Below are 21,956 nucleotides of genomic sequence, written 5' to 3'. Positions count from 1 at the left end.
TGCTGTCTTGATGTGCCCGCCTGTGGCGGGCCGCTACTTGCCGGTGCCCGCATCAGCCCCGGGCTGAAAAGTTGAACTGGCTCCAGACGCTGCCATACGTGCTGGAGGCGATGCTTTTCCTCCTGTTGCCGGGCGGCCTGGTAACGGTCAGCCTTGGCCTGAGGGGACTGTCTGCGGCTGCCCTGGCCGGGCCGGTCACGATCTCCATTGCGGCGGTCCTGGCCGTACTCTTGCCGTTCGCGTCCATCCCGTGGACGGCCGCTGCCGTCCTGGCCGGCGGCGTTCTGCTCTCTGCCGTGATCATCGGAATCCGGCTCCCCGGGATCCGGCGCGCTGGCGGCAGCCTGCGCCACGCCTTCATTCCCTGGCACTGCGCCGAGGCATCCCAGCACCCCGCGCGCCGAACCAGGAGCGCGGCCTGGGTCGCTGCGGCGTTCTTCGCCGGCGCGGCGCTGATCCTCGTTGAACTCGCCCTGGCTTTCGGCTCTCCGGAGAGTTTTTCCCAGACCTTCGACAACGTGTTCCATCTGAACGGTGTGCGGTACGTTCTGGATACGGGCAACGCCTCTTCGCTGTGGATGTCCAAGATGACCAGCGGCGACGCGGCGCCCTACTTCTATCCGGCAGCCTGGCATGGCCTCGCCGCGGCCCTCGTCCAGCTGACCGGGCTGCCGATTACGGTGGCCGTGAACGTCCTGAACATGACCGTGGCGGCAGTCGTGTGGCCGTTGGGCTGCATGATGCTGACCCGGACGGTGGCCGGCAACCGGCCCGTGGCCGTCGGCGCCGCAGCGATCCTGGCCGCAATGTTCGCGCCGTTCCCGATCCTGCTGCTGGATTTCGGCGTGCTGTATCCGAACTTCCTGGCGATCAGCATGCTGCCGGCCGCCCTGGCCAGCATTGCCCTCTTGTGCCAGGTGGCGCGCCACCTTCAGTGGCCGCCCGCGCCCCGGTTCACGCTGCCGCTGCTGATCCTTCCGGGACTTGCCCTGGCCCACCCGAACGGATTCATGTCGCTCGTGGCGCTCTCGGTGCCGATCATCCTGCAGGCCTACGCACGCCTTGCCGGCAACCGCGAACACCGGTCCCGGCACCGCACCGCCTGGATCCTCGCCAGCCTGGGGCTCGGCGTCGGGGCCGTGGCCCTGTATGTGCTGTGGACCAACATCCGGCCGCCGGAAGATGCCGCGTTCTGGGAACCCGTGCAGACGCCCCGCGGTGCTGCGTGGGATGTCCTGGCGAACGGCGCCATTGACCGCCCCGCTGCGATCGGCGTCAGCGTGCTGATGCTGATTGGCCTCTTCCTGTGCTGGCGGCGCGGCGGCAGGACGTGGATGATCGCCGGTTTTGTCATCACCGGCGTGCTGTACGTCATTGTTTCCGGCACCCTGAAGGGCGATGTGCGCGCCGCGCTGACCGGGATCTGGTACAACGACAGCAACAGGATCGCGGCGCTCCTGCCGCTGACGGCCTTGCCGTTCGCCGCCGTCGGCGTCGACGCCGTCGCCGTCTGGCTCCGCCGCTGGCTTGACCGGCTGGCAGGGTCGCCACAGAGCGCCGGCCGCGGCACCAACGCCGCTTACCTTGTCATCTGCGGCGTGCTCGCCCTGGCGGTCGCCGCGTCCCAGATCCCCTCAATGAGGACCGCGATCGGTTCGGCCCGGAAGAACTACCTCGAGACGGACCATTCGCTGCTCGTCTCAACGGACGAACAGAAGGTCATCGACCGGCTGGACGAGATCGTTCCCGCGGACGCCGCCATCGCGGTGAACCCGTGGACGGGCGGGGCGCTGGCTTATGCGATCGCCCATCGGGAGACCACGGCCAAGCACATCCTGACGGCCAACACGGCCGCCGTCGAAACACTCAACCGGAACCTCCGCAATGCGGACAACGATCCGGCGGTCTGCGCCGCGCTGAAAGCCACCCGTGTCCGCTATGTCCTGGACTTCGGCCCCAATGAAGTCCACTTCGGCGAACATCCCTTCCCGGGACTGGAGAACCTGAACAACTCGCTGGCCGTCCGGCTGGTGCTGGCAGAGGGCGGCGCCCGGCTGTACGAAGTGACGGCCTGCCGGGAGACTTGAGGACTGGGAAATGAGGACTGGGCAATGAGCGCCCCAAGCGCAGTTCCGGCTAGCTGAGCCGGGCCAGTTCGGCCAGTTTGGCTTTCACCGCTTCGGGCTCGGCCGTGTCCGCCGGGAGGGCAAGCGTCACCCTCACCACGGTCAAACCGTCCACCATCTCCACGACGTACTCCGTGGTCCCGGTCAGGCGGTTGGCGGAATACCATGCCTTGGCGCCGAGGTCCGGGACGGGCTCGGGCGACATCATCAGCCGGGGCAGCCCGAGCCCGTCCAGGCCTGCCTGGTCCGGCGCGGTGGTCTTCGACACGATCAGCGCATTCCCCAGGTCCGCGGCCTGCCCGGCAGCGACGGGGGCCAGGGCAAACGTGCAGGCGAGCTCGGCCACGCCGTCCTTCGACGACGCCTGAACGTCGGCCGGCTGAACGTTCCCGGCCACGGCACCCAGCACCCGACGGATGTCCGTCAGCGCCGGCTGCGCGCACTCGGCCCCCGGGGCCGGCACCACCGTACGGCCGTCGTGGGTCAGCGGTTCGTTTCCGGGGGCGACGCCGGACGTCCCCGTCGGCGTCGGGGCCGACGGGGCCGGCGTCGTACCCGCGGCTGAAGGCCCCGGCCCGGGCGCCGGGGCTGCAGTGCAGGCGCCCAGGGCCAGGCTCGCCGCGAGGGCGAGCAGGCCGCAGTAGCGCACCGGACGCCGGCGGCCCGGAGCGCCCTGCCGGGCCGGGACCTCATGTAGAGGGACTGGGTTGGCTGAACTAATGCCGGCGGAGCTAATTGAAGATGTCATACGCGACCCCCATGACAAACCGGTCGCCGGGATGCGCCGTCCTCAGATACTGCAGGAGGTCGCCGTCGTTGAGCGAAATACAGCCCCAGGTGGGGAGGTTGTTGCCGTGGAGGAAAATCGCGAAACCCGCATTCATGGTGATGGGCGCATCCGGTGGCCGGTTGTAATTGATGACGACTCCCTGGCGGTAGTCATGCGACGGTCGGGTCGCGAAGTACCACATGTTCTCGTCCGGGAAGACGTCCGAGCTCGATTCGAAGTACTTATTGTAGTTCCCGTTGAGCCGGCCGCCCCAGCGCGAATAGGGATTGAGGGTCCGGTAGGAAAGGGCCGTTCCGGGGTTGCCCAGGCCGAAGGCCTGGGTGACGGTGAACGATCCCGTCGGGGAGAACATCTGCCAGGTGGGTCCTGTCGCGACGCCAGGCGCGGCGAAGCCGGACTCGCCGGCATGGCCCAGCGCGCCCCACTCCTTCGCGTAGCTTCCGTCCGGCTGCCGGACGCACGTGATGAAGGTGATCCGGGTGGACCGGTAGGTGTCAGCGATCGCGAAGGACACGCGTGAGGCTCCGCCTGTGCGGTACTTCACGGCCCCGGAACTGATGGCCGGGCAGTACGCGGCCGGGGTCAGCCGGTAGCGGACCCCAGTTCCGGGAATCCATTCGAGCCGGCCGTATTGGAAAGACTGGCTGCAGTAACCGCTCCGGTTGCAGGCCTCGGCCGTGACGGGATATCCGAGGGCGCCGGCCTGGGCCTTGCGGGCCGTATAGAACTGTCCGAGACCTCCCCACACCGCCTGGGTGCCGGCACCGGCCGCGTAGTAGATCCGTCCGCGCTGGAAGGCCTGGGAGCAGCCGCCGCCACGGAGTCCGCATTTTTCCTGGCCCGTCGGGTAGCCCAGGTAGCCGCGGCTGCCGCCAAGGGCGAGGTAGCGGGCATTGATGGCGCCCCACACCGGGAAGGTACCGGCGCCGGGAGCGAAGTACACAGCGCCGCGTTGGAAGCGCTGCGTGCAAGCCCCGCCGGTCAGCCCGCACGTCTCGACCGCTATCGGGTAGCCCAGGTACCCCTCGAGGCCGCCGAGGGATTCATAGGTGGCGTTGATGGCACCCCAGACAGGGTAGGTTCCCTTCCCGGTCACGCTGTACAGGCTGCCGTGTTGGAACGCCTGCTGGCAGACTACAGGCGCCCCGCCACAGCGGGCAGCCCCGAGCGGGTAGGCGAGATGGCCCGTGACACCGCCGGCCTTGAGCCAGGCATTTTCGATGCCCGCGGACAGCAGGCGGGCGCCGGTGGCTTCGCTCCAGACAATCGTTCCGTGTGCGAAGCTCTGCTGGCAGCCGCCGCCGGCAAGCCCGCACTTCTGCCCTGCCGTGGCCGGGCCCACGGGGCCCGTGGCGCCGCCGAGGCGTTCGTATTCGACGCCGATGGCGCCGGGGACGCGGATGGCCGCCTCCGCCGCGGCCGGTGTCGGTGCCGCGGTCGCTGCCTTTGCTGTGGGTCCGGCTGCCGTAGCAGCTCCGGACGTCGGCGACGCAGTCGTTTTCGGCGTGGGCGTGGGCGTGGGCGCTGGTGTCGGTTTCGCCGAAGCCGTGGCCGAAGGTGTCGGTTTCGCCGAAGCGGCGGTGCCGGGCGCGGCCGCGGCCGTGGCCGCGGCCGGCGACGGGCTCGACGGGCCCGGTTGGCTCGTTGCCGGCCGGGACAACTGCTGGGCCGGTTGAGGTGCCGGGGAGCTATCCGCGGCGGCTCCCTGGGCGAGGCTTGCCGCCACGATTCCGGTGGCGGCCGCGATCGCCACGGCCCTTGTCATTGTCCGCAGCCGGCCGGGCCACGAGGGCCTCCGCCGCCGGTCTCGCCGCTCCCTGGACCCCACAGCTGTCATTTTTGCTCCCCGCATCCCCCGGTACGGGGCTGAGCCCCCGTTTCGGGCCCATCCTAACGGACGGCCGGGCCGGGAGCCGGCCGGGCACGCCGCTAGAGGGCGGGCCGCTGCAGGGCGGGCCGTTACAGAGCGAGGGACCTGCGCCGGAGCTCGTTGACGACGTCGTGCACTTCGCCGTCCATAACAATCTTGCCGTGTTCGAGCAGGACGCCGCGCTCACACACGGTGGCCACCAGGTCCAGGTCATGACTCACGACAAACAGGGTCTTCCCCATCTCGGAGAGCTCCTTGATCTTCGCGATGCACTTGCGCTGGAAGGGCTCGTCGCCCACCGCGAGGATCTCGTCGATCAGGAAGACCTCGGGGTCCGTATGCACGGCGATGGAAAACGCCAGGCGCAGGTACATGCCGGAGGAATAGAACTTCACCTCGGTGTCGATGAACTCGCCGATTTCGGAGAATTCCACGATCGAGTCGAACTTCTCGTCGATCTGCTTTTCGGTCATGCCGAGGATGGCGCCGTTGAGGTAGACGTTGTCCCGGCCGCTGAGGTCATGGTGGAAGCCTGCGCCCACTTCGATCAGCCCGGCGACGCGGCCGCGCGTGCGCACCGTGCCGCCGTCGGGCTGCAGGACCCCGGAAATGAGCTTCAGGAGCGTCGATTTTCCGGAACCGTTGAGCCCCATGAGTGCAACCGTTTCGCCCTGTTTAACCTCAAGCGAGACATCCTTCAGGGCCAGGAACTTCTTCGAGAGGTCGCCCTTGCGTCCCTTCACGAGCCAGACGAGGGCTTCCTTCAGGGAACGGGTGTGGCGGAGTACGAACTGCTTCCGGATATCGGTGCAGATGATGGCGACGTGGCCGTGCGCGGTCATGTCAGAGCTCCTGTGCGAAGTGAACGGCAAGCCGGCGGAACGTCCACTGCCCGAGGAAAAGCACGGCCAGCGTGATCAGCAGGGCGACGGGCAGCCAGAATGTCAGCATGCCCGGCGGCGAGGCGTCGTTGACCAGCTGGTCCGCCTTGAGTGTCGGTTCCCAGAAGGCCCAGTGGAAGACCTCGACGGCGACCGTCATCGGGTTCAGCTGGTAGATCCAGAACCAATCGCCCATCACCTTTTGGACCATTGACCAGAGGTAGAGAACCGGGGAAGCCCACGTGACCACCATGACGATCATGTCCACGATATTTTCGGAGTCCCGGAAATAGACGTTGACGGCGCCGAACAGCAGGCCAAGGCCCGTGCCCAGCACTGCCACCATGACGAAGATCAGGACCACCGCGGCGAGCTGCAGCAGCGTCGGGGCCCACCCCACCACCAGGCACGCGCCGACCAGCACCAGCAGCTGGGGCAGGAAGTGCGCTGCCGACACCCACACGGTGGCCACCGGGAACAGTTCCCGGGGCAGGTAGATCTTCCGGATCAGGTCACGGTTGTCCACGATCGAGCGGGTGGCGTTGGACAGCGATTCCGTGAAGAAGTTGACCAGTACAATGCCGGAGAACAGGTAGATCGCATAGTTCGGCGTTCCCCGCTGCAGGTTCAGGAAGATGCCCAGCGCCACGAAGTAGATCAGGAACTGCACGAGCGGCTTCACGTAGGACCACAGCAGGCCCAGCACCGAGCCGCGGTAGCGCACCTTGATTTCCTTGCGCACCAGCAGCTTCAGCAGGAAGCGGTCGCCGTAGACGTCCAGCAGCCCGTGCCCGGTTCCGGGCTTGATCAGCTGGTCGGTTTGACCAGCCATCTACCTGCCGTCCTCGGAATTCGCCTCGAACGTCTTCTTCCACGCGTCGATCGAGCTGATCTCGGCCACCGCGCGGCGGTACTGTTCAGCAAGGCTGTCCCATTCCCGGAACAGCTTCGCGTGCAGCATGGTCGCCTCGGTCAGCATCGCCTTCAGCTTCTTCGGGTCGCGCTGGTACCACGAGGCACCGGTGCCCTCCGCGTTGGAGACCACAACGCTGTCGTAGTGCGCCACCCGGTACCACCGGTTGTCCCGGTGGGCCAGGTAGCCTTGGGGCCGTTCGGCGCTTTCCGGTCCCGGCGCCTTGATGAGCTGGCGCGCAACGGTCTTGATGCCCCACGGAATGAGCTGCTTCTTGCTGGGCAGCCCCACAACGGTCCCGCCCATCGGACCGCGGCCGATCTTTGGCGCCGGGAAGTCATCGACGTCTTCCTTCAGCTGGGCGTCCGGGTACTGTGCCTTCAGCGCGTTGATTTCCGGCAGCTTGGTGCCGAGCACCTTGTGGAGGTCGTCTGGTCCGTTCAAGAGGTCGCGCAGCGCGTCGATCCGGCCGTGTTCGGTGAAGTACTGCATCGAGACGAGGTGCTTGACGTCGGACTGGAAAGATTCGCGCAGCACGCGGCCGCCCTTGGGGTACGGGCTGTGGATCAGCGTCGTGATCAGCCGGTTGCGTGCGTGGAAGTAGGCCTGCCAGCCGACGAGGTCGTCCTTGTCGATCCAGGACACGTGCCAGACGGCGGCACCCGGCATTGAGACCGTGGCAAAGCCGGCTTCCCGGGCGCGCAGCCCGTATTCGGCGTCGTCCCATTTGATGAACAGCGGCAGGGACAGCCCGATTTCCTGGATCACCTTCGTGGGGATCAGGCACATCCACCAGCCGTTGTAGTCAACGTCCACGCGGCGGTGCAGCCACGGCGTCTGGCGCAGGTTCGCGACGCTGAAATCGTGCCGCGTTTCCATGTCGGCGTGGGGCAGGGCCGGGACGATCCGGTACGGGTCCACGACCTCGCCGAAGGTGTGCAGGACGCTGCGGTTGTAGAGGTCGAACATGTGGCCGCCGACAATTGTCGGCTTGCGGCAGTGGTCGGCGAACGTCAGGAGCCGCACGATGCTTTCGGGTTCGACGACGATGTCGTCGTCGAGCAGCAGGGCGTAGTCGCTGCCGTTTTCGACAGCCTCGAACATGCCGCGCGCGAAGCCTCCGGAGCCGCCCAGGTTTGCCTGGTTGATGACCCGGAGCTTGCCGCCGAGGGCGTCCCGGACGGCGGCGAAGCCCTCCTGGTCCTCGACCTTCTGCGTGCCCTGGTCCACGATCAGGATTTCCTTGACGTTTTCAAGGACGTCCGGGTTATCGGCCAGGATCCGGGCGTTGTTCAGGCAGAAGTCGGGCTTGTTCATGGTGGTGATTTCGAGGGTCACCTGGCCCTTGGCCGCGGGACCGCCCGTGGCCTCCCACGCACCGTTGTTCAGGACCAGGTCCCCGGTGCTGGCGGCCAGGTCAAACCAGTACCAGCCGCCGTCGCCGAAGGGCTTGAGCGAGAGTTCGAACGTGGAGGTGGCGTCGCCGTCGACGTGCTTGCCGTCGACGCGCTGGACCGATCCGCGGGCGTTCGACTTGTAGACCGTGACCGTTCCCGGACCGCTGGTCTCCACGACCAGGCGGACGTCCCGAACCGAGGTCCACCGGCGCCAGTAACTCGCCGGGAAGGCGTTGAAGTAGGTGCCGAACGAGAGCTGTTCGCCGGAGCGCACCCGCATGGAGTGCCTTCCGAGGAGGTCCTCGAAGTGCGCTACCCGGCTCTCGGAGCTGAACATCTGCAGCTTGTCCTCGAGCAGTTTCGGGGTGCGGGCGAATTCGTCGTTCTCCCGGAGCCGGATGCCGCTGGCTGTGCCAGCGTCAACGTAGAGGGGTACGGTGTCGGTCTGGTCGGTCGATGGCAGGATGACCCGCTGAATCGGGTTCCAGCCGGGTGTCGTTTCAGCGGCGCTCATGCGTCCACTCCTCCGCTTTCAATCGTGGCGCCGGCCTCGAAATGCGGCCGGATCTTGTTCTCGAACATGGTCAGGGCAGAGCCGATGGCCATGTGCATGTCCAGGTATTTGTACGTGCCGAGTCGTCCGCCGAAGAGGACATCCTTCTCGGCTGCCGCGAGGTCCCGGTACTTGAGCAGGCGATCCCGGTCCGCGGCGGTATTAATCGGGTAATAGGGCTCGTCGCCCTTCTCCGCCGCACGGGAGAATTCGCGCATGATGACGGTCTTCTCCGTCTGGTAGTCGCGTTCCGGGTGGAAGTGGCGCGGTTCGATGATGCGCGTGAACGGCACGTCGTCGTCGTTGTAGTTGATCACTGAGGTGCCCTGGAAATCGCCGACGTCGAGGACTTCTTCCTCGAAGTCGATGGTTCGCCAGGAGAGATCGCCTTCGGCGTAGTCGAAGTACCGGTCAACGGGCCCCGTGTAGATGACCGGGATGTTGCCGACCACCTTGTTTTTGCTGTACTCATGCGACTCGTCGAAGAAGTCCGTGTTCAGCCGGACCTCGATGTTCGGGTGCTCGGCCATCTTCTCGATCCAGGCCGTGTAGCCGTTGGTCGGCAGGCCCTCGTACTTGTCGTTGAAGTACCGGTTGTCATAGTTGTAACGGACAGGAAGGCGCGAAATGATGCCCGCGGGCAGGTCCTTGGGATCCGTCTGCCACTGCTTGCCGGTGTAGTGCTTGATGAACGCCTCGTAGAGCGGCCGTCCGATGAGCTGGATGCCCTTGTCGTTCAGGTTCTGCGGATCGGTGCCTGCCAGTTCGCCGGACTGTTCCTTGATCAGTTCCTGCGCCTGGCCGGGGGTGAGGTTGGCCCGGAAGAACTGGTTGATCGTGGCCAGGTTGATGGGCAGGGAGTAGACCTCGCCCTTGTGCACGCCGTACACCTTGTGGACGTAGTTCGTAAACGTGGTGAAGCGGTTCACGTACTCCCACACACGGTCGTTGGAAGTGTGGAAAAGGTGCGCACCGTAGCGGTGCACCTCGATGCCGGTCTGCTCTTCCTTTTCGCTGTAGGCATTGCCGCCGATGTGGTGGCGGCGGTCGATGACGACTACCTTCAAGCCCAGCTCCGTGGCGGCCTGTTCTGCGATTGTCAGGCCAAAGAAGCCCGACCCTACGATGACGAGGTCAGCGGTCACAAACTCTCCTGATTCGAATGCGGGCAGCCCAATGTTGCGCATTGTCTGCTGCACTAGCCTACCCGAGGCTCCATTGCAGTCGGCGCCCGGCCCCCGCCGCGCGGCCCGCGTCCGGCCCGTGTCCGGCCCGTGTCCGGGGCGCGTACGGGGCGCGTACGGAGGGCGCACGGGGCGCGTACGGAGCGCGTAAGGAGCGCGCTGGGAGCCGTCTGGCCCGTCGCCGGGCCTGCCCCCGTTTATCCACATGGCCTAATTTCTGGCGCGCAGCCGGGCCGAGGCATCCCTAACGTGGAACCCGGGCCGCCACGCAGGAAAGGATGCCCCGGATGATCTTCCACTGCACTCTCGCACCTTGCACCCTCATGGCAGGTTCGACGCCAGACGGGCAGCTCATTGAGCTGTCCGTCGAGGTCCCGGAGCCCTGCCCGGGCGCGGACCTGGAGGCCGCCATCGCCCGGCGCTACGGGACCGGCGGGCTGTTCGTCCGGGGAGCCCCGGTCACCGCTCTGACGGTTGGCGTGCCTCCCCTGGTCCAAGGTGCCGTATTGGTTGACGGTGCGTTGGCCGACGGAGCAGGGGTCGTTAATACGTCGGGCGCAGCATCCCGCCCCGGACCCGGCCACCCCGAAACAGCCACTTTGCTGCTCGCAGTGGACAGCGGTCCCGGCGCGGGCACGCTTGTCGCGCTGCGCCGGGGCCAGCTCCGGATCGGACGCAGCGGTACCGAGTTCGTGATCCCGGATGCCGCACTTTCCCGGGAGCACGCGCGCCTGGACGTCTCGGACTCGGACGTCACGATCGTGGACCTCGGCAGTGCGAACGGAACCAGCGTCGACGGCCGGAAAGTGCGAATGGCCCCGGTGACCACGGCGTCCGCGATCCGCTGCGGCGACTCCACCATCTCGCTCCGGCTCGGCCCGCCGGTGGTGCCCAACGCTGCCGCGGACCCCGTGACGGCGCTTGCGGGCTCCAGCGTCGCCGCGCCGTTGGTCGTCCGGGGCAACGCCGCCCCCGGCCACCGGGCCGCCGTGGCGCTGGCGGCGGTGCTGCCGCTCCTGGTCGGCATCGGCCTGGCGCTTCTCACCGGCATGTGGATGTTCCTGGCCTTCACCGCAGTCTCAGGCGTGACCGTCCTCGTCCCGTTCCTGTCGGGCCGCCGCCAGCGCCGCGAGCTCAACGCAGCTGTGGCGGAGGCCGCCCTTCAGGACAGGGAACGACGCCGGCGTGCGGCTCCTTCCGTGGCGGACCTGTTCATCGGTTGCGTGGCCGGGGCACCCCCGGCTGCCTGTGCACCTCACGGGGAGCCAGCGGACGTCTGCCTGCGGCTCGGGCTGGCGGAACAGGCGGCGAACATCCGGCTGGAACCACCCGACTCCGGCTTCCGGCCGCCGCCGCTCGGCCAGGTGCCCCTGACCTTGGACCCGCCGCCGGCGGTGGTGACCATCCACGGCCCGGCGCCGGCCGTGGCCGGGCTGGTGCGCTCGTTCATCCTGCAGCTGGCTGCCTATCCCCTCGGCGGCAGCACCCGCCTGGTGCTGCATGGCCCGGCGGACACGGTGCCGTTGTCAGCGCGTTTCCTGCCCCGGGTCACGTTGTCCGCAAATGACGCCACCACCGCGACCCTGTTGGCTGCCGGTCCCGGCGGATTGAATGGCGGTCCGGGCGAGCCGGACGGTCCGGGCAAGGGATTCGACCGCGGAGTCCTCATCCTTTGGGACACTCCCGGCCAGTCAGGGGCCTCGCCCGGGCCGGACAACGCTGATGCCGGGCCGGCGTTCCGGACCCTGGCCGCGGCACACGGGTGGAGCGTGATCGAGTGCTCGCCGGAGCAGGGTCCCGCAGAACACCCCGGCATTGTCCTCGGCCGGCGCAGCACCCTCATCACCGCCGGGGCCCCGCCCCAGGACTTCGTCCCGGATCTGGTCCCGGCGGTGGTCTTTGACCGCTTTTGCCGAGGCATCAATGCCACACGGCGCACTCCGAAGGCTCCCCCGCCGTCCATCCCACGGCACTGCAGCCTGGCCGATGTCCTTCCCCTCGCGGCGCCGGACATCTCCCGGCGGTGGTCCCGGACCGGCGCCGAGTCCGGACTGGGCACAGCGGTCGGCACGGGGAGCCAGGGGACCCTGCAGATCGACCTGAAGGCGGACGGTCCGCACTTCCTGGTTGCAGGGACCACCGGTTCCGGGAAGTCGGAGTTTTTGCGGACTCTTGCCGCCGGCCTCGCGGCTGGCCATCCGCCGGACCGGGTCAACCTGCTCTTCATCGATTTCAAGGGCGGCTCGGGCCTGGGCCCGCTGACCGGGCTCCCGCACTGCGTGGGCATGCTGACGGATCTGGGCGCTGCGCAGGTGGAGCGGACGCTCGTTTCATTGCGGGCAGAGGTCCGGCGGAGGGAGGAACTGCTCGCCCGGGTGAATGCCCCGGATCTCGCGGCTTATGAGTCGTCGCCGGCGGCAGGCCCGCAAGTCCCCTATCTGGTCATCGTCGTGGACGAGTTCAGGATCCTCGTGGACGAAGTGCCCGGCGCCCTCTCAGAGCTCATGCGGATTGCCGCCATCGGCCGGTCACTGGGAATCCATCTCATCATGGCCACGCAGCGCCCGCAGGGAGCCCTGAACGCCGATATCAGGGCCAACGTCACCACCCGCATCGCCCTCCGCGTCCAGTCCGGCCCCGAATCGTTCGACATCATGGGCTCCGGGCAGGCGGCCGCCATCCCCATCGCACGTCCCGGGCGCGCGTTCCTGATCCGCGGCGCACAAGCCCCGGAGGAGTTCCAGACGGCCACCCTGACGCCCCGGACCGCCGTGCGGTCAGACGGAGCGGTCACGGTGCGCACGGTCACGGACCATCTCACGGGGCCGCCGGCAGTAGCCGATCGCCTGACCGGCGGCTCCTGCAACGATGAAGCCCACGACAGCGGCGCGGCCCTGACGCCGGCACACGGGGCGGCGCCGCTCATCGACGCCGCCGTGGGCCTGTGGCAGGAACTCGGCGGCCGGCCGCCCCGCCGGCCGGTGGCAGATCCCCTGCCGGCCCTGCTGCCGGATCCGGGTCCCGGGCCCTCCGACCGGGACACGGTCCGGCTGGGGCTGGTGGACCTGCCGGAACTCCAACGCGTCAAGGAGCTGGGCTGGAGTCCTGCCGGGCACGGGCATCTGGGCCTTGTCGGCGCTGAAGCCGGCGCCAGCGACGCCGCCCTGGCCCTCGCTGTCGATCAGCTCCTGGCCGGCCGTGTGGAGTCGCACCTCTACATTCTCGACGCCGCCGGTGTTTTCAACGCCGCCGCGACGGCGCCCCGGGTCGGCGCGGTGGCCGGCCTGCATGAATTGCGCCGGGCCGCCAGGGTGCTGAGGCGGGTGGCCGAAGAAGTCACGTCACGGCTGAGTGCGCCCGCGGCCTGGTCGCGGACCCGGCTGGTCCTGGTGCTCAGTGGCTGGGGCGCCTGGGTTTCGGCTTTTCGTTCCGGACCGCAGGCATGGGCCGAAGAACTCGTTCATGACATTGTGCGGGACGGCCCCCGGGCAGGGATAACGGTCATCGTCTCTGGCGAGCGCGAGCTGGTGACCGCCAGGTTTTTCGGGGGCCTGCCCAACCGGATCTTCTTTCCCGCAGGCTCTACCGACGAGGGCCGCCTTGCGTGGCCCCGGCTTCCGGCGTTGGAGCCGGTCCCCGGCCGCGTGGCCGTGTTCGGTGTTTTTGTGCCGGCCCCTCTGGCGACCGGGCACGCGGCCCAACTGTTCGAACCGACGGCCGCGGGCGGGCAGTGCCCCATAGGCGGAGCCGTCACGACGAGGCCCTTCCGGGTGGACGCGTTGCCTGTGTTCGTGAGAGTGGACGAGGTGCTGGCCCACTGCGGCACCCCCGGGCCAGGGCAACGGATTCCGCCGCCCGCTGGCTTGCCCGCAGCCATGCCTGGCGCCGCGCACTCCCCCGTCCCAGCGGCGGCACTGCTGCTCGGGCTCGGCGGAGACGAACTCCGGCCGCACGGGATTCGGCTACCGGCAGGCAGCGTCCTCGCGGTCCTCGGCGGCCCGGGTTCCGGAAAAAGCACGCTGCTGGCCGCGCTCCCGGGAATGAACCCGACGTGCACCTGGCTCGCGCCCCGGCCGGGGTCCGAACCCGGCCAGTACTGGTCCCGGCTCCGCGCCAGCGCACTCGCGGGCACCCTGGACCGGACAGCGATTGCGCTCGCAGACGACGCCGACCTGCTGGCACACGAAGCCAACAGCGCCCTGGCGGCCCTGAACAGTCTGGGCTGGAGAGTGATCCTCACGGCAGGATTCGGCCCGGGCTTTGGGCAACGGGTGGATCTCGCTGCCGTCGCGCGCAGCCAGGGACGGGCGGTCCTGATTCGCCCGCGGGGGCTCCTGGACGGCGAGCCGTTCGGGGTCCGGATCGAACCAGAGCACAGTCCTCCGCCGGGACGCGCCGTCGTCATTTCCGACGGCCAAGCTACGCCGGTCCAGCTGGCTGCCCCGTGCTCTCCTGTTCAGCTGGGGGCTGCCCTCCCGCTGGCTCCGATCCGGCCTGCCGGCGGACCGGACCGGGTCTCCCCCGGGCAGGTCCGGCTCTCCCCCGGGCAGCACGCCGCGCGGGACGGCCCGTTACAGGGCGGGCGGGGCCCCTGCTGCCCGTGACGCGAACGCTATGACCCGCTTGTCGAACAGGAGCACGATCGCCGTCACGGCGGGGATCAGCATGGCCAGTCCGGCCAGCGGATAGCCTCCGGTCAGCGTCGGGAAGCCAATGGTCAGCACGAAGAGCTGGGCCACCAGGGCACCTGCCCGCGGCCAACGGAAGCCCCGCAGCAGGAAGCGTGCCACGGCAAAGAGCCATGCGGAGAACGCCAGCAGCAGGCACAGCGTGAAGACGGCACCCCAGAAGGAAAGCACCGGGGCTCCGGTCAGGAGTTGGGTCCCGTACCAGCCGCCGGCCACGAGCAGCGCCAAGGCCTCCAGCGCGACGACGACGGCGATGACAACAATTCCTCTTGGCCGCACAGAGTCTCCGGCAGCGGCTCCGGCAGGGGTTCCGTCCGGATGCCGGCGCGAACTTTCGCCGGGATGCTCGCCGTCACTGTCGCCGCGGCTCTCTCCGGGATTCTCGTCGCCGCGGCTCTCTCCGGGATTCTCGTCGCGGCGGCTCTCTTCGGGATTCTCGTCGCGGCGGCTCTCTCCGGGATCTTCACCGGGGCGTTCGCTGGGATTTTCACCGGGGTTTTCACGGGGGTCTTCAGGGTTCACAGGGGGCCTTGACACACTGGCACACTACCGGACATAGTCGTCTAGATGTGAGGACGCCGCCACTGAATGTGATGCATCGCTCACGGTCTCGAGGCATCTTGACCTCTATTACCCCTTGTTTACACAGCGTTAACATGACACGCTTAATCCAGATGACCGAGGGGGCCCCAATGGGCCCTTTTCTTATGAAGCCTCTAGTGAATAATTTCACAAAGGCGTTTAACGAGTTCCCAGGAATGGAGTGACTGATCAGCATGGATTGGCGTAACCGCGCAGCCTGCCTTGACAAGGACCCGGAGCTGTTCTTCCCCGTTGGAAACACGGGCCCTGCCCTCCTGCAGATCGAGGAAGCGAAAAGTGTTTGCCGCCGCTGCCCCGTTGTGGATACCTGCCTGCAATGGGCTTTGGAGTCCGGCCAGGACGCCGGAGTGTGGGGCGGCATGAGCGAGGACGAGCGCCGCGCCCTGAAACGCCGCGCTGCACGGGCACGACGCGCTTCCTGATCCCGCTGCCCAAGCACCGGCAGCCACCGAACGACCCTGCAGCAATGGCCGCGGACCCTAAGGTCCGCGGCCATTGCCCGTTTAAGCCGCCGGGTGCAACGTCAGCGCGACGTGAGGCTCAGGACAATCTGGACTGCGGTTCCCCCGCCCTCCCTGGCCTGCCAGTGGATGGTGCCGCCGAGTTCACTCATGACCAGTGTGCGGACAATCTGCAGGCCGAGGCCCTCGACATACGGCGTGTCCGGCAGTCCGACGCCGTCGTCCTCCACCGTCACGGTGAGAAGTTCGTCCCCGTCCTCGGTCTCCGAGCGGTCGGCGAGCAGCGAGACAGTACCGGTCCGTCCCTCCAGCCCGTGCTCGACGGCGTTCGTGACCAGTTCGTTGATGACGAGTGCCAATGGGGTGGCGAAGTCGCTCGGCAGTTCCCCGAAGAGGCCCGAACGCTGGGTTTTGACCTGCTGTGAGGGCGAGGCGACCTCGGCCGAGAGGCGGAACTGGCGGCCGATGAGTTCGTCAAAATCGACGCTCTGGGTCAGGCCCTGCGAGAGCGTCTCATGCACCAGGGCAATGGTCGCCACCCGCCGCATGGCCTGCTCGAGCCCCTGCTTGGCCTCGTCGCTGACCATGCGCCGCGACTGCATCCGCAAAAGAGCCGCGACGGTCTGCAGGTTGTTCTTCACCCGGTGATGGATCTCGCGGATGGTGGCGTCCTTGGTGACAAGCTCCATCTCCCGGCGGCGCAGCTCCGAGACGTCCCGGCACAGGACCAAGGCACCAAACCGCTGCTGCTCGTCGCGCAGCGGGATGGCACGCAGGGAAAGACTCACACCGCGTGACTCGATTTCGCTGCGCCACGGCATGCGGCCCGTGACGACGAGCGGCAGGGTTTCATCGACCATGCGCCGGTCCCGCAAAAGTCCCGCCGTCACCTCGGCGAGGGACCGGCCCTCGAGGGACTCGCCGTCGCCGAGGCGGCGGAACGCAGAGACCCCGTTGGGGCTGGCGTACTGCACGATCCCCTCGGCGTCGAGCCTGATCAGGCCGTCGCCCACACGCGGGGCGCCGCGGCGCGAGCCTGTGGGCGACGCGAAGTCCGGCCACAGCCCCAGGGTTCCCATGCGCAGCAGATCGTAGGCGCATTGCCGATAGGTGAGCTCGAGCCGGGAGGGCATCCGTGAACTGGAGAGGTCCATATGGGAGGTCACGATCGCCAGGGTGCGGCCGTTGCGGACCATCGGCACGGCCTCGACCCGCAGCGCCATATCGCTGCTCCAGTTGGTCTCGTTGGAGCGCTCGATCGCGCGGCTCTCCCACGCCTTGTCGACCAGCGGTTGCAGGTCCGACCTGATCCCCTCCCCCACGAAGTCGGCGTGGAACACCGTGTGCGTGGTGGAGGGGCGGACGTGGGCGAGGGCCACATAGCCGAACTCAGGATGCGGAAACCACAGGGCGAGATCGGCGAACGCGAGGTCGGCGACCATCTGCCAGTCGCCGACCAGGAGGTGCAGCCATTCGGCGTCCCCCGGGCCAAAATCAGCATGTTCCCTGATTGGGTCCGTAAAGATTGCCACAGCACCTCCATTTGCGACACCAGGGACGGCAGTCCCTTAGCGTCGGACGATTGACCTCAAGAGCCTCAATGCTACCGACAGTGAGGCCATGTCATCGGCCTCGAGCGCATTGACCTCATCAAACATGGACTTCGCCCGGCCCAGCTGCTCCGCGTTCTGGCCCTCCCAGGCCAGCAGCCGCTCTTCGGCCGGAGCCCCGGCCGGAGTGTTCTCCAGCACCGCCGTCGTCATGTCCGAGACCGTGGAGTAGAGGTCATCGCGCAGGGCTGCACGGGCCAGTGCCTGCCAGCGGTCCGCCCTCGGCAGCTTGGTGATGCGTTCGAGGAGGGAATCTGCATGGAAGCGGTTGAAGACCGTGTAGTAGACGTGGGCAATATCGGCCACGGATTCCTTGCTGACATGGACGATCTTGGCGATGTCCAGGAGCACGAAGCTCTCGAACAGTTCCGCCCAGCGGTGTGCCAGGTCTTCCGGAAGGTCCCAGCTGCGCGCCTTCTGAAGCCATTCGGCCACACGGGCGCGGTCGTCGCCCCGGAGGTAATCGAGCAATCGGGCCCGCATGGGATCCATCAGCGGCTTGAATTCGGCCACGATCTCGGCGATGGGACGGGACGCGGAACCCTGGCCGAGGAGCCACCGGACGGCGCGGTCCAGCAGCCGCCGGATGTCAAGGTGGACGGTGCTCCAGTGTTCGGTCGGGAACGACGCCGGCAGTTCGTTGAGTTCCTTGACCATGATGTCCAGCTCGTAGACCTCGCGGAGGGCAACGAACGCCTTGGCGAGGGCCGCTTCCGTGGCCGAGGTTTCCTCAATGGCGCGGAACGCGAAGGTGATGCCGCCGAGGTTGATCATGTCGTTGGCAACCACGGTCGCGATGATCTCGCGACGCAGCGGGTGGGTATCCAGTTCGGCGTCGAACCTCTCCCGCAACTGCTCCGGGAAGTAGGCCCGCAGCGTCGTGCGGAACCACGGGTCATCGGCGAGGTCGCTGTCGCGCAGCGCGGTGGCAAGTTCGATCTTGGCGTAGGCGGCCAAGACCGAAAGTTCCGGGGAGGTCAGCCCCTGGCCCTGTTCCAGGCGCTCCTGCAACGTGGCCGTGGTGGGCAACGCCTCGAGGTCCCGTTTGAGGTCCGCCGACTTTTCCAGCCAGTCCATGAGCCGTTCGTAGCTGGGGCTCCATTCGGAGACCCGCATCCGGTCGTTGAGGAGCAGGATGTTCTGGTCGATGTTGTCCTCGAGCACCAGCCGGCCGACCTCGTCGGTCATCGAGGCCAGGAAGTCCGCACGCTCGGCGGGCTCAAGCTTGCCCGCCGCGACCATCCGGTCCACGAAGATCTTGATGTTGACTTCGTGGTCCGAGCAGTCCACACCGGCCGAGTTGTCGATCGCATCCGTGTTGAGGATGACGCCCTGCAGCGCGGCCTCAATGCGTCCGCGCTGGGTCATCCCCAGGTTTCCGCCTTCACCGACCACCTTGACCCGCAGTTCGCGGCCGTCCACGCGGATGGAGTCGTTGGCCTTGTCGCCAACCTCGGCATTCGTTTCGGTGCTGGCCTTGACGTAGGTGCCGATGCCGCCGTTGTAGAGCAGGTCCGCCGGGGCGAGGAGGATGGCGCGCAGGAGCTCCGGCGGGCTCAGCTCCGTGGTGCCCTCCGGGAGGCCGAGGGCGGCGCGGACCTGTGCGGACACGGGGATCGACTTGGCCTGCCGGGCAAAGACGCCGCCGCCTTCGCTGATGAGCGCCTTGTTGTAGTCATCCCACGAGGACCGGGGCAGTTCGAAGAGCCGTTGGCGCTCCGCGTAGGACGTTGCCTCATCCGGAGTGGGGTCGAGGAAGATGTGCCGGTGGTCGAAGGCGGCCAGCAGGCGGATGTGCTTGGAGAGCAGCATGCCGTTGCCGAACACGTCGCCGGACATGTCGCCGACGCCCACCACGGTGAAGGGCTCGGCCTGGGTGTCGAGGTCCAGCTCGCTGAAGTGGCGCTTGACCGATTCCCAGGCGCCGCGGGCCGTGATGCCCATGGCCTTGTGGTCATAGCCGACGGAGCCGCCGGACGCGAAGGCGTCGCCGAGCCAGAAGCCGTATTCGCCGGCCAGTCCGTTGGCGATGTCGGAGAAGGACGCGGTGCCCTTGTCGGCCGCGACCACCAGGTAGGAGTCGTCGTCGTCATGGCGCACGACGTCGGCCGGCGGCCTGACGGTTTCGCCCTCGGCCGTCACGATCAGGTTGTCCGTGATGTCCAGGAGTCCGCGGATGAACGTCTTGTAGCTCTCGACGCCCTCGGCCATCCAGGCGCTGCGGTCGGCCGCGGGGTCCGGGAGCTGCTTGGCGTAGAAGCCGCCCTTGGCGCCTGTCGGGACGATGACGGCGTTCTTGACGGTCTGCGCCTTCACCAGGCCCAGGATTTCGGTGCGGAAGTCCTCGCGCCGGTCCGACCAGCGCAGGCCGCCGCGGGCCACCTTGCCGAAGCGGAGGTGCACGCCCTCGACCCGGGGCGAGTAGACCCAGATCTCGAACATGGGCCGCGGGAACGGCAGGCCCCCGATGAGGGACGGATCCAGTTTGAAGCTCAGGTGGGGCTTGTTCTGGTAGTAGTTCGTCCGGAGCGTGGCTTGGATCAGGTTCTTGAACGTGCGCAGCAGCCGGTCGGCGTCGAGGGTCGCGACCTGCTCGATCGCAGCGTCGAGTCCGGCGAGGACCTCGACTTCCCTGAGCACGCGGTCAGCGTCGCTGAGCGCCGGGTCAAAGCGTGCCGCGAACAGGGCGCTGAGTCCCCGCGTGACATCCGCGTTCGCCAGCAGGGTGTCGGCCAGGAATCCGAAGGAGTTGGTGTTGCCCATTTGCCGCATGTACTTGGCATAGGCGCGCAGTACGACCACCTGGCGCCAGTGCATGCCCTCCCGCAGCACCAGCCGGTCGAAGCTGTCGGACTCCACGGCGCCGGTCACGGCAGCGCCGAAGGACTCGCCCAGCAGCTGCCCGGTGGCTTGGGGATCCACGCCGGCGGGGTACTTGAGGCCGAGGTCGTAAAGGAAGAAATCCCGGTGATCCGCGGTCTCGATCTCGAACGGGCGTTCGTCCAGGACCTCGAGGCCCAGGTTGTGGAAGTACGGCAGGATCTGGCTCAGGCTCTTCGGCTCCAGCATGTAGAGCTTGACACGGGCGTCCTCTTCCAGCGTGGCGCCGGCGCCGTCGGGCAGGTAAACGTGGACGCCGGGCTGCTCCTTGACGCCTTCACCGGCCCGTTCGGCCGCGGCACCGTACTTTTCGAAGCGGTCGATGTCCTGCAGCGCGTCTTCGATCTCGTAGTCCACACGGTAGCCCGCCGGGAACGCCTCCGCCCAGACGGCGGCCAGTTCCTTGGCGCCGTTCTCCCGGACGCCGGCGCCCCCGCCGTCGCCGCGGGCGCGCAGAACTTCGGAAATGCCTTCGCCCCAGGAGCGGGCGGCCCGGACCAGGCGCTTCTCCAGCTCGTCGCTATTGACGTTGCTGACATCGGCGTCCTTGGGCAGCCGGATCCGGAAGAAGAGGCGGGCCAGAGCGGACTCTGTCATGCGCGCCTCGTAGTCGATGGACACGGCGTTGAAGGTCTCCCGCAGTTCCTGCTCAATGCGCAGGCGGACGTTGGTGGTGTAGCGGTCGCGCGGCAGGTAGACGACGGCGGACATGAACCGGCCGTAGATGTCGGGACGGAGGAAGAGCCGCGTCCTGCGGCGTTCCTGCAGACGCTGGATGCCGGTGGCGATGGCGGCGAGGTCCGGGATTTCGATCTGGAACAGCTCATCGCGCGGGTAGGTCTCGAGGATGCCCAACAGGTCCTTGCCCGAGTGCGAGTCCGGCGGGAAGCCGGCGTCATGGAGGACAGCGGCAACTTTTTCCCGGACCACGGGGATGTCGCGGACGGAGCCGGCGTAGGCGGTCGTGGCGAAGAGGCCGATGAAGCGGCGTTCCCCGTTGACGTTGCCGGCGGCGTCGAAGCTCTTGACGCCGATGTAGTCCAGGTACGCCGAGCGGTGCACGGTAGAGCGGGAGTTTGCTTTCGTGATCACCAGCGCGCGCTTCTCGCGCGCCTTTCTCCTGCCGGCGTCGGTGAGGTGCTGGACCTGGCGGCTGTCCGCGCCGGCGCGGAGCAGGCCGAGGCCGCTTTCCTCGCGCAGTTCCAGCACATCCTCGCCGGATACGTTCACGAGGTCGTATTCGCGGTAGCCGAGGAAAGTGAAGTTCCCGTCATCGAGCCAGCGGAGCAGGTCCTGCGCCTGCCGCAGCTCGGCAATCTGTGCCCGGTTGGCCACCCTGTCCAAATCCGCGGAGATCTCAAGGGCCTTCGTCCGCATCTTCGGCCAGTCTTCGACGGCGGCGCGGACGTCGCCGAGCACCCGGGTGATGCCCTTGACCAGCTCGGCGCGCTTGCCCTCGCCCACGAGGTCGATCTCGACGGCGATCCAGGATTCCATGTGCGAGGCGTTGTCGCCCTCGGCGATCAGGTGGGAGAGGTTCGGCATGGCCGCCGTGTCGCCGCTGGAGATGCCCAGGTGGGAGGGTACGCGTGCCACCTTGACCAGGTCGCCGGTAGCGCGGTTGCGGGTCACCACGAAAAGCGGGTGCAGCACGAGGTGGATGGGTGCGTTCTGGCGGACCAGTTCGGCGTTCACCGAGTCCACGAGGAAGGGCATGTCATCGGTGACGATGTAGAGGACACTGCAATCGGCCTCGTCACGGACGGCGATGTTCGCGATGCCTGGCCTCCGCGTCGCCGCGATCTGGCGGTGGGTATCGGCCCTTGCCGTCAGGACTTCCTGGGGATAGGCCCGGAAATCCTCCTCCGCGAGGTGCTCGTAGTAATCCCCGAGGTAGCTTTCGCTACTACCGATCGAAACGGGCTGATCCTCCACGCTGGACCCAGACGACATCGAAACGCCTCCATAAAAGAAGTTCACAGCCGCTTCTTTGCGGCCCT

13 protein-coding genes are annotated in these 21,956 nt (G+C 67.6%); 4 read left to right on the top strand and 9 right to left on the bottom strand.

The window, feature by feature from the left end:
* The first annotated feature begins 71 nt into the window (after positions 1 to 71).
* Positions 72 to 2,087, top strand: coding sequence for a DUF6541 family protein (locus MRBLAR12_RS10910; protein ID WP_364745869.1), 2,016 nt, complete (start codon positions 72 to 74; stop codon positions 2,085 to 2,087).
* 49 nt (positions 2,088 to 2,136) lie between these two features.
* On the opposite strand, the gene MRBLAR12_RS10905 is transcribed toward MRBLAR12_RS10910, so the two are convergent.
* From MRBLAR12_RS10905 to glf, 6 genes are all read right to left on the bottom strand, one after another.
* Positions 2,137 to 2,874: a hypothetical protein gene (locus MRBLAR12_RS10905; protein WP_229993150.1), complete on the bottom strand. Its 738-nt coding sequence runs from the start codon at positions 2,872 to 2,874 to the stop codon at positions 2,137 to 2,139.
* Positions 2,858 to 4,681 carry a L,D-transpeptidase family protein gene (locus tag MRBLAR12_RS10900; protein ID WP_364745865.1) on the bottom strand — a complete coding sequence of 608 codons (1,824 nt, stop codon included), beginning with the start codon at positions 4,679 to 4,681 and terminating at the stop codon, positions 2,858 to 2,860. The genes MRBLAR12_RS10905 and MRBLAR12_RS10900 overlap by 17 nt, the downstream gene beginning before the upstream one ends.
* Positions 4,682 to 4,875: 194 nt before the next feature.
* Positions 4,876 to 5,628, bottom strand: coding sequence for an ABC transporter ATP-binding protein (locus MRBLAR12_RS10895; RefSeq protein WP_229993152.1), 753 nt, complete (start codon positions 5,626 to 5,628; stop codon positions 4,876 to 4,878).
* Position 5,629: 1 nt separating this feature from the next.
* On the bottom strand, positions 5,630 to 6,499 hold the full coding sequence (locus MRBLAR12_RS10890) for an ABC transporter permease (protein ID WP_229993153.1): 870 nt from the start codon (positions 6,497 to 6,499) through the stop codon (positions 5,630 to 5,632).
* A complete protein-coding gene (locus MRBLAR12_RS10885; protein ID WP_229993154.1) occupies positions 6,500 to 8,491 on the bottom strand; it encodes a glycosyltransferase in 1,992 nt (663 codons plus the stop codon).
* On the bottom strand, positions 8,488 to 9,675 hold the full coding sequence (gene glf, locus MRBLAR12_RS10880; protein ID WP_229993155.1) for a UDP-galactopyranose mutase: 1,188 nt from the start codon (positions 9,673 to 9,675) through the stop codon (positions 8,488 to 8,490). The genes MRBLAR12_RS10885 and glf overlap by 4 nt, the downstream gene beginning before the upstream one ends.
* A gap of 326 nt (positions 9,676 to 10,001) precedes the next feature.
* On the opposite strand from glf, the gene MRBLAR12_RS10875 reads away from it, so the two are divergent.
* Positions 10,002 to 14,318, top strand: coding sequence for an FtsK/SpoIIIE domain-containing protein (locus MRBLAR12_RS10875; protein WP_364745860.1), 4,317 nt, complete (start codon positions 10,002 to 10,004; stop codon positions 14,316 to 14,318).
* On the opposite strand, the gene MRBLAR12_RS10870 is transcribed toward MRBLAR12_RS10875, so the two are convergent.
* A complete protein-coding gene (locus MRBLAR12_RS10870; RefSeq protein ID WP_229993157.1) occupies positions 14,286 to 14,681 on the bottom strand; it encodes a hypothetical protein in 396 nt (131 codons plus the stop codon). The two genes, MRBLAR12_RS10875 and MRBLAR12_RS10870, sit on opposite strands and share 33 nt — an antisense overlap.
* A gap of 63 nt (positions 14,682 to 14,744) precedes the next feature.
* Between MRBLAR12_RS10870 and MRBLAR12_RS10865 the strand changes: the two genes are divergently transcribed.
* Together MRBLAR12_RS10865 and MRBLAR12_RS10860 are read left to right on the top strand one after the other, a co-directional pair.
* A complete protein-coding gene (locus MRBLAR12_RS10865) occupies positions 14,745 to 14,936 on the top strand; it encodes a hypothetical protein (RefSeq protein WP_364745857.1) in 192 nt (63 codons plus the stop codon).
* 242 nt (positions 14,937 to 15,178) lie between these two features.
* Positions 15,179 to 15,427: a WhiB family transcriptional regulator gene (locus MRBLAR12_RS10860; protein ID WP_003804966.1), complete on the top strand. Its 249-nt coding sequence runs from the start codon at positions 15,179 to 15,181 to the stop codon at positions 15,425 to 15,427.
* Between the two features lie 101 nt (positions 15,428 to 15,528).
* Here MRBLAR12_RS10860 and MRBLAR12_RS10855 read toward each other — a convergent pair whose 3' ends face one another.
* The gene (locus MRBLAR12_RS10855) at positions 15,529 to 16,998 is read right to left on the bottom strand and encodes a sensor histidine kinase (protein WP_229993159.1); all 1,470 of its coding nucleotides are present in this window, start codon (positions 16,996 to 16,998) and stop codon (positions 15,529 to 15,531) included.
* Between the two features lie 36 nt (positions 16,999 to 17,034).
* Complete coding sequence (locus MRBLAR12_RS10850) at positions 17,035 to 21,909, bottom strand: NAD-glutamate dehydrogenase (RefSeq protein WP_229993160.1); 4,875 nt, start codon at positions 21,907 to 21,909, stop codon at positions 17,035 to 17,037.
* Positions 21,910 to 21,956 lie beyond the last annotated feature (47 nt).

The organism is Arthrobacter sp. LAR12-1-1.1, assembly GCF_040676555.1.
Taxonomy (GTDB): domain Bacteria; phylum Actinomycetota; class Actinomycetes; order Actinomycetales; family Micrococcaceae; genus Arthrobacter.
This window is presented reverse-complemented; position numbering and strand designations above follow the sequence as displayed.

Bases quoted from the DNA above. Each gene is read 5' to 3' on its own strand.
- MRBLAR12_RS10900 (WP_364745865.1), bottom strand. From the start codon at position 4,681: ATGACAAGGGCCGTGGCGATCGCGGCCGCCACCGGAATCGTGGCGGCA.
- MRBLAR12_RS10875 (WP_364745860.1), top strand. From the start codon at position 10,002: ATGATCTTCCACTGCACTCTCGCACCTTGCACCCTCATGGCAGGTTCG.
- MRBLAR12_RS10885 (WP_229993154.1), bottom strand. From the start codon at position 8,491: ATGAGCGCCGCTGAAACGACACCCGGCTGGAACCCGATTCAGCGGGTC.
- MRBLAR12_RS10865 (WP_364745857.1), top strand. From the start codon at position 14,745: ATGCTCGCCGTCACTGTCGCCGCGGCTCTCTCCGGGATTCTCGTCGCC.
- MRBLAR12_RS10905 (WP_229993150.1), bottom strand. From the start codon at position 2,874: ATGACATCTTCAATTAGCTCCGCCGGCATTAGTTCAGCCAACCCAGTC.
- MRBLAR12_RS10895 (WP_229993152.1), bottom strand. From the start codon at position 5,628: ATGACCGCGCACGGCCACGTCGCCATCATCTGCACCGATATCCGGAAG.
- MRBLAR12_RS10860 (WP_003804966.1), top strand. From the start codon at position 15,179: ATGGATTGGCGTAACCGCGCAGCCTGCCTTGACAAGGACCCGGAGCTG.
- MRBLAR12_RS10890 (WP_229993153.1), bottom strand. From the start codon at position 6,499: ATGGCTGGTCAAACCGACCAGCTGATCAAGCCCGGAACCGGGCACGGG.
- MRBLAR12_RS10850 (WP_229993160.1), bottom strand. From the start codon at position 21,909: ATGTCGTCTGGGTCCAGCGTGGAGGATCAGCCCGTTTCGATCGGTAGT.